This window comes from Methylobacterium sp. Leaf125 (assembly GCF_001423085.1).
In the GTDB taxonomy this organism is placed as follows: Bacteria; Pseudomonadota; Alphaproteobacteria; order Rhizobiales; family Beijerinckiaceae; genus Methylobacterium.
The window spans coordinates 1-10,323 of sequence record NZ_LMNU01000036.1 but is presented as its reverse complement, the minus strand read 5'-3'; the positions used below and the strand labels follow the sequence as shown (position 1 = coordinate 10,323).

Below are 10,323 nucleotides of genomic sequence, written 5' to 3'. Positions count from 1 at the left end.
GTCGTCTACGAGCAGGAGACCCGGCCGCACCCGTCACCTGAGACCCTGCTCAGCCAAGCCCCCTAACCGTCCACAGAAACGGGGCAATCCCAATCCCAGGGGTGCGTACCTCGGGTGCGTACCTTGGGCGAGGTACGCACCTTGGTACGCACCGGATCTGTGGCCGAACTCCAGGCCGACCGAGCCGCAACGGGATCTATAAGACCGCTCGGCAAGCGTTTGATGCGCTTCGACAAAATCGCCTTGCGCACCGCTCCTTCCGAGACGTCAAGGATCTTGGCGAGCTGCCTCTGCGAGACCCCTTCAGGCATGGGTGCGTACCTCCGATTTGGCGTGTAGCGCTAGGAACATCGGGGGCCCCGACCACCCGTATACGTTTTGAGGAGCCAGGGTCCCTAACGCCTCCGGTGGGTGCTGCGTTGATGGGCGGAAGGGATGCTTGCGCCTCCACCCGCACCAGCTAGGGCGGACTGATGGGCCTGCAGATTGGTGCAGGTGGCGAGGAGGCTAGCGAGCTCGGTCCCCGCGGTGGCGAGCTTGGCTTTTACCATGGTGATGCTCTCCTTCGCACAGAGGATTAGGCGTCGTTGCGGTTGGACGCAGGCTCCAGCGGCGGGAGATCCACGCCGTCGGCGACGAGCTGATTGCGCAGGGCGTGGCGCAGATATTCAGAGGCCGACGTGCGGCGCTTGCGAGCTGCCTCGAGGAGGGCATCGGCGATACCCCGCTCGGCCCGGAAACGAACGAACTCGGGAAGGGGCATGGAACGGGCGGCGGTCTGCACAGCAGGCTCCTCGTGTGGGGCTCAGGGTGTGCAGACCGTGCCCGGTCTGAGTGGCAACGGGATACGTCACGATTTCCGCGACGTGCATCCCTCAACCGAAAGCGAGCTCCTCCAGGCCCTCAGCAGCAAAGTACGGCCAGACCCTTGACCTTCGCCGGTCACCAGCGAGGTAGGCACTGAGGGCAGCAGCGTCGCCGTTCAGGTACATCGCTAGGGCGACTCGGGATACGAGCCAGGGACCACCAGCGACGCGCCGGCCGATGTCATGGTCTCGGCACCACATCCGGATCGTGCGCTCGGTGCGATTCGCCTGCTCGGCGGCTTCCGCCGTGGTCATGCCCTCGCGGCGATCGAACGGGATTAGGCAACGGCTATCGCTGGAGCGAGAAACAGCAGCGCTGCGCCTATCGATGTTTTGGGTATGGGGCTGCATGGGTACGCACTCCAACAGGTACTCGGATACGGTAGTCAGCGGCCTCGTCGAATGTTTCCGACGGTTTGAGGCGAGACGCCGGCTCGGCGGGCGATCTCGCGATCGGTGAGAGGGGCAATGCCGGTGTTCTCTGCCTTGAGCAGGGCAAGCACATCGCGGCGCTTTTCGGCGTTGGTGCGCCGCAGGTGTCCAGATTGGACAGTGGGACTTGCGGTCCCCAGATCGGGGGAGCTCACCGGCTCGGTCCTATCGCCCTGTCCATTTTGGACGAAAGCAGCCTCGTCCCTGATGCGCGCGCCCATGCGCTCGATGTCGGCGCGAAGGGTAGCGAGAAGGGCATCATCACGGGGTCGGTGCCCCAAAATGTCGATGCTCTTCAGGTATTCGATCCACGAGAGCCGAGCCCGAAGATCGTTCATTGACTGAGCCGGCGCCTCGTTCAGAAGCTCTTCGACAACGTGGCGCCGGGCCTCCACCCAGACTGGGAAGCCGTAATCGCGGAAGAACGCCTCGCGGTCTCGGTAGAGCCGATCCCAGCCCTGCCACTCCTCCCAGGCCTCGCGAGGTCTGACCGGCAGGTCATAGGCGGCGGCGACCGCCTTCCGAACCTCCGGCCGGAAATCACCCCCGCCGATGAAGTCCCAGCCCAACAAGGTGTCCATGTCGCCGCCGATGATGGGCCTGCGCACGATCCAGGGTCGGCACGCCGCCTCAAGGGCGCGCTCGTGCTCATTCTCCGCGAACACCGCATCCTCGCTGCCGTACTCGGCCAAGGCCGCGGCGCGGCGCTCTGCGTCTCGGCGCTGGCGTTCGGCCTGCTGCGCGCGGAACTCCGGGGTGTTGAACAGCGCCTCGAAGGGGTTGCGGGTGGCGGCAGGCTGCCCTTCCGGCTCGTCCAACTTGGACGCCTCCCGGCGCTTCGCCGCGGCAACGAGTTCCGCTGCCTTCTCGATGTCGCTCTCGGTCGCCTTCCTATCGGGCAGCACGCCGGCCTTGCCCCGATCGCGCCAAGACTGCCGTGCTGCCTCGCATCGCGCGAGAACGGACTCGATCCAGTCGGCGGTGGAGTTCTTGACGGAGCCGTAATGCCGGGTGAGCACCTTCAGCCGGGCGCGCTCCTCCTTCGTGAGGAACCTGCCACCATGTGCCTTCGGAATGATCCATTCGAGCTGTCGGCAGTGCTCGGCAACGCTGCACCAGGGCTCGACCTTGTCCGGGTCGTAGATGGGCAGGCCTCGGCGCTGGCATGGGGCCTCCGGTCCATCCGCAGCATCCGTCGCCGCCTCGGCCCTCCAGAAGACGTCCGCGAAGGCGGACCAGTCCACGCCTGGCCCCGGCTGCGAAGGCGCCTCGTCCAATTTGGACACCGCCTCCGCCGTCGTCATTCCGGCCTTCTGGGCGAGCGCTTCCATCCGGCCGGCGGCGGCGGCCTTCTCGCCCAGGTTGTCGGTGCGATCGTGAAGGGCGCGGACTTTGGCGAAGGTCTCGAGGCTGGCAATCATCAGCAGGCCTCCTTCAGCAGCGTGGTAGGATGCTGGATCCCAGCCTCGGCCAGCAGGATATGGGCGGGGATCGTGGTCCGCGGGTCATTCGGTGGCAGCACACGCCGCCAGGGCCAGTAGCCGCCGCGCTGCTTCCACTGGCGCACCCACTCTCGGCATTGGTCGTCTGGGATGGTGGCGATCGCATCCTGCGCCGGAGCTGCCGGCTCGGGCTGGTAGTCGTTCCAGAGTTGGTTCCGCAGCCAAACCTCGGCGGTTTTGACGAACTCGGTACCCGCCTTGCCGATCCGGTGCTGCTCCGCGGCGTATGATTTAGCACCGGCTATGATTTGTTCCGGATCGGCACCTCGCTTCAGCGCCTCAAGCCATCGTTTCCGGGCAGGGGTTGCCTGGAAGCGCACATTCCTCGGCGGATAGGCTGCCCTGAATTCTTCGAACCGATCGGTCCCCTTGGGGACTATAGGGGAGTCTTCTCTTCTCTTCTCTTTTAGGCTTGATATCTTATCAAGCGCCGCTTTCCCTGCCTCGTTATTTTTCAAGGGCTTATCGTGGTCGGCCGAGGGTTCATCCGCACCTGATGCACCACTCACAACCTGCTCAGCCGAGTTTTTGGACAGTTTTTTTGGTGATGAACCGCCTTTGCCTGCGTTCTCACGATTTTTCTTGACCGCCTGAAGTTCGATTTCGGCTCGTGGATTTGTTAGCCGACCGTCGCAAAGGATGAGCTTTCCAATTTTCAGGAGAGCGTCCAGATGCACCCGAAAGCTCTTGATGGCCTGGTTGCAGCGGCCCGCGATGCCCCGCTCGTTCAGCGCGATCGGCCCCTCATTAAGCATGATGAGCTGAACGATGACGTGGTAGGCACGGTAGGCCCCATCGGAAAGGGCCTCCGTTCCGTCCATCCAGGCTGGGATATCGTGCTTGTAGAAGCCGACCATCAGCGTGCCTCCGCCAAGACGTTGCAGGCGACGTCGCAGAAGCACTCGATCCGGATGGTGGGCCCGGAACGCTGCTTCAGAATTTCGATTTCGAGCGTGTTGATGGTGCGGGCGAGGCGGTCCTCCTCGACATCGGTGCGGTCAGCCTTGTGCTCGAGGTAGTAGGCGTCGCGGAAGAGCCCGAGCACCACGTCGGCATCCTGCTCGATGGACCCGCTCTCACGCAGGTCTGAGAGGATGGGGCGCTTGTCGGGCCGCTTCTCCACCTCCCGGTTGAGCTGGGACAGGCCGAGTACCGGGATGCCGAGCTCTTTCGCCAATCCCTTTAGGCCAGAGCTGATCTCAGTCATTTCTTGCACGCGGTTGCCAGAGTAGCGCTTAGACGGCTTAATCAATCCAAGGTGGTCGATGACGAGGACAGCAAACGGGATGCCCTGACGCTCGGCCTTTAGCTTCATCTGCCGGGCTCGGGCCGAGATCTGCGATAGGGTCAGGCCGGGCTGCTGCTCGATCCAGAGCGGGATATTGGCGCAGGCTTCGGTCGCATCGCGCAGCCGAGCCATAGCGGCCTCAGACAGCCCCCGCGCCTCGGCAATGGCCCGGTAGGTGATCTGGTCCCATTCCCGCGGATTGTAGGCCACTGCCGAGAGTACGCGCTCGGACAGCTCCTCGGCGTTCATCTCCAGGGAGATCAGGCCAACGGCACCGCTGCGGCGCGCGGCCGTGAGGGCGATGTGGATGGCCACCGTAGTCTTGCCCATGGCCGGCCGGCCGGCCAGCACCACAAACTGGCCGGGCCGCATACCGAGGGTCGAGGTATCCAGCTTCGGCACGCCGTAGGGCACGCCGGTGATGCCCTTGCCCATCCGAGTCTGATCCACCCGAGCGAGCACGCTGGCCACGCCCTGGCCGAGGGTGACACGTCGGGCACTCTCGCTGAGGCCGGCGCTGGCAACCTCGTCCAGCGCCTCAATCATGAAGGCGGCGTACTCGGCCGGGCTATGCACGGATCCCGCTGTCATCGCAGCGACGGCAGCCTGAGAGGTTTCCAGCACACGCCGCATCCTTGCGGCCTGGGCGATCAGCCGGGCGTAGCTGGCTGCTCCACTCACTGTGATCGCCTCAGCTAGCAGCTTGGCGAGGTAGCCGCCGACAGTGATACCGCCGAGGTCGGCATCGCTCAGCACAGCTTTCATCAACTTAAAATCGATCGTCTCGCCAGCATCCCTCTTCTGAAGCATCACTCCATAGATGTGCCGATGCACCGGGTCGAAGATGTCGGCCGTCTGCATGTGATCCCGTGCACGGTCCAGAGCATCATTGTTGTGTAGGATAGCCCCGAGCAGAGCCTGTTCGGCCTCGAACGCGTTCGGGGGCAGTACGTCGGTAGCGGTTGTGGAACTCATCATCGCGTCACCTCGCGCTCTGCTGCTTGGAGGGCCAGGATGAGCTCGGGCAGCTTGGCCCGGGTGAGGCAAATGCCGGCCTTGGTCGCCACGGGTTCGCCGCGGCTGCTGCGAGGCGCGGAGAACACCCGCATGTCGACAAGGGCGTAGCCATCGTGAATGGCGACGCTGACTCGGATTTCCTGTGAGTTATTCTTGCGAACGGTCGCGATGGTACGGAGGTCGCTCACGCATGGCCTCCGCTATTGGTCGAACGAAACCGCTCGAAGAGGGTCTTTAGATCAAGGTCGTAATCGGCGCACGGCAATCCAGAAGAACGCCGATAAGCCATTTCTAGGCGTTGATTGGATCCACGATGAACGACGGCCCAAATGGTATGAAAGGCCGCAGGGAGCACAGCTCCACCTAGAATCTCAGGTCCCGTCAAACGGCGCAGGCGGTACTGGCGCTCAGGATGTACTCGAAACCAGAGCTGATCGACCTGGTTGATCATGCGCCGCCTCCCTGATTGAGAGTGCCGTAGGCGAGCGCGGCAATAGCTTCCGCTACCGCCGGACTGACTTTGTAGCGGCTGAGAAGACGACGCTTCTGGATTTCGAGGGGCTTGGGTGCTATCTGGAAGCTGTCAGCGGCCAAGCAGACATTTTCCAGAGCCCTCGCCATGCCCGTGGCGGGGGTTCTGTCATTCTGGGCCATTGCGTTACGCGGCCCCCTTCTGCGAAAGCGCGGGCTGATCCAGTAACCGATCGAACGCAACCACAGGGACGAGCAATCGCCGTCCGATTTTGATCGTTGGGATCTCTCCGCGTCCCGCTGCTTGGTATGCAGAATTTCGGCTGAGGCCGAGCTGCCGTCCCGCCTCCTCGATGCTGATCGTCCGACGCTGCGACTGACCGTCTGACATCGTAAGAACCTCCATTGCACTGCAATTCACGTGCATTGAATGAATGGGATGGGATTGGCTTGCAGTCAAGTCCATTGCATGTGAAACTTCGTGCATTGAATGGATCGAGGAAATCGGAATGGCATCCAGCGAAGGTCGGAAGCGTGGCGGGCAGCCAAAGCCGCCCGAGGAGCGCAAAAGGAATAACCTGACGTTTCGCGCCCGTGATGAATTGCGAGAACAAATCAGAGTTTCAGCTGAGGCTTCTGGAAGGTCCGTGAGCGAGGAAATTGAGCATAGGCTTGAGTTATCTCTCGCAAAAACTGAGCAAATACGATTTGATTTAGGCGAAGATGTATTTCGAATTGCTCGCGCAATGGCGAGCAGCCTTACGCACATAGAAGACTGGAAAGAGAAAAGCTGGATTGAGGATGACGAAGTTTATTCGCTATTTTGTGGTACGACCTGCGAGCTGATTAGAAACTATCGCGATCGTGTCTTGAAGAACCGCCGCAACTTTCCGCGTGGCGACCTCAATAAGATGTCGCCCGACGAACAGGTCCAATATTTCGCTGCTCTCGGCGGCCTTGCTCCGCCCCGTCCGCCAGTTGAAGTCGTCGTTACGGACGAAGACTGATTAGGCTCAGGCCCTTTAATGGGAGATTCGTCATGAAGGGTCACATCCGCGAACGTTCGCCCGGCCGCTGGGCCATCATCCTCGACGCTCCAGATCAGGAAACTGGGAAGCGCCGCCGGAAGTGGCACTCGTTCGCCGGCACGAAGCGAGAGGCGCAGAAGGAGTGCGCCCGCCTTATCACCGAGATGCAGGGCGGCGACTATGTTGAGCCCGGCAAGGAGACCCTGGCCAAATACCTCGACCGGTGGCTCGACAACATGCGCTCGCAGGTCTCTCCGCGGAGCCACGAGCGCTACGCCGAGCTGGCCCGGAAAAACGTCGTCCCTCTCCTCGGCAGCGTGATCCTCACGAAGCTGCGGCCGGAGCAGATCTCGGCGGCGTACTCCAAGGCTCTCGTGAGTGGCCGGCGCGATGGGTCGGGTGGACTTTCCCCCCGTACCGTCCACCACATGCACCGCATCCTGCGCCAGGCGCTGAGCCAAGCCGTGCAGTGGCGGATCCTCGCTCGAAACCCTGCCGACGCCGTTGGAGGGCCCAAGGTCGAGAAGACGAAGATGCGGGCGCTGGACGCCCATGAGACGGCTCAGCTGCTCGCCCACTTCCGGCCGACGCGGATGTTTACGCCAGTCCTGCTCGGCGCACTCTGTGGCCTGCGCCGTGGAGAGGTGACCGCTCTGCGCTGGAGAGCTGTCGACTTCGCAGCCGGGCAGCTCGCGATTGTCGAGAGCACCGAGCAGACCCACCGTGGTACTCGAGCAAAGGAGACGAAGAGCGGGAGGTCTCGACGAGTCGCCCTCCCCTCGATTGTGGCCGACGAGCTCCGCCGTCAGCGCATCCGGCAAGCTGAGGAGCTTCTGAAGCTCGGTGTTCGCCTTTCGGACGATGACCATGTCTTCGCACAGGCGGACGGCATGCCGGTTCAACCCAACAGCCTGACGCACGAGTTTACGCGCATCCTGGCTCAGTCGAGCGCCCTGCCCCGGATCCGCTTCCACGATCTGAGGCATAGCCATGCGACACAGATGCTCGCCAGCGGCATCCACCCGAAGATCGCGCAGGAGCGCCTTGGCCACTCCAGCATCGGCATAACGCTCGATCTGTACTCCCACGTGATGCCGGGGATGCAGGAAGACGCCGCAGCGAAGGTTGACGCCGCCATGCGGGCGGCCATAGACAGGGTTGCCGGTTAATTGGGTAGCAAATCGGTAGCAACGGGCCATTTCCCGGTGCTTCGGCAGAGGCAAATTATTCAGTCTCTGCAAGGACTTGGAAGGGTGGCCGAGTGGTTTAAGGCAGCGGTCTTGAAAACCGCCGTGGGGGCAACTCCACCGTGGGTTCGAATCCCACCCCTTCCGCCAATGATCTTGTAGAATCTCTTGAATATTCTGGGGTTTCGTTATGGGCGCCCCGAGGAGGCTTCATCAAACCGCAGGTTTCCAACCGGTTTGTACCGGCTGGAATCGCACGGCATCGGACCCTTGCCTGTGCTGAGACTAAGCGATTCCGATGATCCGTTTCTCCGGCTTGGTATGGGCATAACCAAACCAATGCCACGACACCTCGAAGAACCTCGCGGCCTTTTGCCAGCGCTGTCCCCTGAACCACGATCGACCCGAATATCAGCGCCGACGCTGGTATACCTTGTTCAAGCGTAGGACATTGGGCGACCTCTTCCGAGATTCATACCAGAATCATTGAGACCGGATGTGCCGCCTTCGGCTTTCATCCCCCTCATCGCGTGTCCGCTGGCACGTCGAGAATGCGAAGGGCTCACCATATTCGTTTCAGACAGAGAGAAACGAGCCCGTGATTGGGTTCGTACTGTGAAGGAGCCAGCAAGCCTTCATGAAGACCCGTATCGCTGCCCTCGCCACCGCCCTCGTCCTTGGCGTTGCCCCGATCTCGTCCGCCATGGCCTATGACAGCCCCGCCCGTTACACGTCCTTCGCGCCCTACGAGGCCGAGACCAAGGGCTCGGTCAACGATGTGCGCCGTCCCCGGCCTCTCTCGGCTGCCCGATGAGCGCGGCCGCCGAGGGCAACGCCAACCAGCAGAACTTCCCCATCCAGCAATAGGGCCAGACCGCGGGCGGACATCGCTGCTGATCGGAGGGACCCCCGGATGCTGCTGAACGGCGTCTCGTACGCCATGACCGCCGCCTTCGCGGGTGGCCTCGTCTTCACCATCGTCGGCTCGGCCTACGCCGTCCTGAGCCTGTAAGGGCCTCGCCGGACGGATCCGACTTTGAGACCTGCCCAGCCCCGGCCGCGGCGGGTCTTCTGCTGCGCCTGAGGATCCGTCTGCGCGGCAGGCTTCGCCCGAGGGTTAACGGCTCGTAAACGAATTGGCAGGCATGACGTGGTTCAGCGGCGCTGGTGCGCCCGAGCCACACCTCGAAAGGGCCTGGTGATGATCACGGTGACCTTCCTCGGCATGATGACCGCGGCCCTGACCGCTGCGGTGGCCGGAGCAATCAGCGATCCAGGCGCGCGATAAGCGCGCGAACGCCAGCGTGCTCAAACCGTGTCGGTCCCGCGAAAGCCGCTCGTCGAACGACGCATGTGACCCCCGCGCGACGGCGGAGGTTTCTCGTCCATCGGGGCGCTAATGGCCCTCACATCGGCATAATTGGACGATCAGACAGAGGCCGCACGCCTGTTCCTGGTCCCGTCCGATGTCACTCACTCGCTCCGTCCTACGCCAGCACCGCGAGGTCGCCGCTGTCGTGGCCACCTACGGGATGTTTCTCGGCGGCATTCTGGTGCTGGCCTGGGCCATGGCCTGATCCGCCGCGGCGAGCCTTGCCTCCTGAACCGCGCTCAGGGCCGCCTTTGACGTCCTGAATTCGCTTCCGGCGGGCTCCGGGCAAGGACGTTCGGCCTCGACGACCACCTCGGTGCGAAGCCGGTTTCCGACGCGTCCGGCAGCCTCAAGGCCCGCATCCAGCGCTGTCGCCGGATCCCAGAATTCAGGGCGCGAGCGAACGATCAGGACCCGATCCGGGCCTCGGTAGATTGCCCAGGCCCAAGGCGTCGGTTCGCCGATGACGGCCTCTGCGCGAACCGTCAAGGGCTGGCTCCGATCGAAGGGCGTGGCGCGCCCTGCCTGATCCTCGGTCGACACGGACATCGGCCTCACGCTGCGCTCAAGCGCTTGGTGTTGGCCGCCACATGCTCCCGGTAGCGCGCGATCACGGTCTCGGGCGAGCCGCCCATCATCAGGGTGCCCGTCGCCTCGATCGCCGCATCGATCTTCTCAGCCACCATGGACTGCATCTCGTCCCGGCCCTCCCGGCCGCCCCAGGCCAAGCGCACGAGGCGAAGCTCGATCACCTTCTGCGCCTCGAAGGCCAGCAGCATCGTCGACAGGAAGGGATTGTACACGGCACGCTCCTCGCCGCGGTCCCTGCGGCAGAGGGTCAACCTCGTCAATCTGCCGATTGATCCGCACCGCGTTGAGATCAAGCTCCGCGGCTGTGTTCGGCCGAGAAGGGAGCGGCCACCGAAGGCTGGAAGGCGGATCGCACACACGAAAGCGCCCCGAGGATGTCTCTTCGAGGCGCGTTGCGACGAAAGCGGCCAGGTGATCGGGGCTGGGGACGCTCAGGCCGAACCGAAAAGTCCCGTCGATCCTAGTAGGAGCCGAACTTGTAGTTCAGGCCGGCGCGGACGACGGCGAACTCGGTGTCGCGCACCTGACGGCCGCCGCTGACCAGGACGACGCCCGGGCTGGCGGTGGTG

General features: G+C 63.2%; 10 protein-coding genes, 1 tRNA gene and 2 pseudogenes. 4 read left to right on the top strand and 9 right to left on the bottom strand.

What is annotated here, in order from left to right; all coding sequences use genetic code 11:
• Positions 1-577 precede the first annotated feature (577 nt).
• The 7 genes from ASF58_RS19950 to ASF58_RS26235 all read right to left on the bottom strand — a co-directional run bounded on the left by ASF58_RS19950 (position 578) and on the right by ASF58_RS26235 (position 5,556).
• Positions 578-784 carry a hypothetical protein gene (locus ASF58_RS19950; protein ID WP_055956674.1) on the bottom strand — a complete coding sequence of 69 codons (207 nt, stop codon included), beginning with the start codon at positions 782-784 and terminating at the stop codon, positions 578-580.
• A 91-nt stretch (positions 785-875) separates the two neighbouring features.
• Entirely contained in the window at positions 876-1,121 is a 246-nt protein-coding gene (locus ASF58_RS27645; RefSeq protein ID WP_055956670.1) for a helix-turn-helix domain-containing protein, read from the bottom strand.
• Between the two features lie 131 nt (positions 1,122-1,252).
• Positions 1,253-2,719 carry a hypothetical protein gene (locus ASF58_RS19940; protein ID WP_055956667.1) on the bottom strand — a complete coding sequence of 489 codons (1,467 nt, stop codon included), beginning with the start codon at positions 2,717-2,719 and terminating at the stop codon, positions 1,253-1,255.
• Complete coding sequence (locus ASF58_RS25345; protein WP_082513198.1) at positions 2,719-3,657, bottom strand: DUF1376 domain-containing protein; 939 nt, start codon at positions 3,655-3,657, stop codon at positions 2,719-2,721. Before ASF58_RS25345 ends, ASF58_RS19940 begins: the two co-directional genes overlap by 1 nt.
• Positions 3,657-5,063 carry a DnaB-like helicase C-terminal domain-containing protein gene (locus ASF58_RS19930; protein ID WP_244477414.1) on the bottom strand — a complete coding sequence of 469 codons (1,407 nt, stop codon included), beginning with the start codon at positions 5,061-5,063 and terminating at the stop codon, positions 3,657-3,659. The genes ASF58_RS25345 and ASF58_RS19930 overlap by 1 nt, the downstream gene beginning before the upstream one ends.
• Positions 5,063-5,293, bottom strand: a complete 231-nt coding sequence (locus ASF58_RS19925) for a hypothetical protein (protein WP_055956658.1) — start codon at positions 5,291-5,293, stop codon at positions 5,063-5,065. Before ASF58_RS19925 ends, ASF58_RS19930 begins: the two co-directional genes overlap by 1 nt.
• Positions 5,290-5,556, bottom strand: coding sequence for a hypothetical protein (locus ASF58_RS26235; RefSeq protein ID WP_156375811.1), 267 nt, complete (start codon positions 5,554-5,556; stop codon positions 5,290-5,292). The genes ASF58_RS19925 and ASF58_RS26235 overlap by 4 nt, the downstream gene beginning before the upstream one ends.
• Positions 5,557-6,085: 529 nt before the next feature.
• Between ASF58_RS26235 and ASF58_RS25335 the strand changes: the two genes are divergently transcribed.
• From ASF58_RS25335 to ASF58_RS19910, 4 genes and pseudogenes are all read left to right on the top strand, one after another.
• Positions 6,086-6,583 (top strand): Arc family DNA-binding protein, encoded by a 498-nt coding sequence (locus ASF58_RS25335; RefSeq protein WP_162242081.1) that lies wholly within the window; start codon positions 6,086-6,088, stop codon positions 6,581-6,583.
• Between the two features lie 32 nt (positions 6,584-6,615).
• Positions 6,616-7,773: a tyrosine-type recombinase/integrase gene (locus ASF58_RS19920; protein WP_055956655.1), complete on the top strand. Its 1,158-nt coding sequence runs from the start codon at positions 6,616-6,618 to the stop codon at positions 7,771-7,773.
• A 78-nt stretch (positions 7,774-7,851) separates the two neighbouring features.
• Positions 7,852-7,941 (top strand) — tRNA-Ser (locus tag ASF58_RS19915).
• 487 nt (positions 7,942-8,428) lie between these two features.
• Positions 8,429-8,658 (top strand): annotated as a pseudogene (locus ASF58_RS19910) (hypothetical protein).
• A 1,059-nt stretch (positions 8,659-9,717) separates the two neighbouring features.
• On the opposite strand, the gene ASF58_RS19905 reads toward ASF58_RS19910, so the two are convergent.
• Together ASF58_RS19905 and ASF58_RS26230 are read right to left on the bottom strand one after the other, a co-directional pair.
• The gene (locus tag ASF58_RS19905) at positions 9,718-9,966 is read right to left on the bottom strand and encodes a hypothetical protein (RefSeq protein ID WP_055956652.1); all 249 of its coding nucleotides are present in this window, start codon (positions 9,964-9,966) and stop codon (positions 9,718-9,720) included.
• 248 nt (positions 9,967-10,214) lie between these two features.
• Positions 10,215-10,323 (bottom strand): annotated as a pseudogene (locus tag ASF58_RS26230) (porin family protein); the annotation flags it as partial.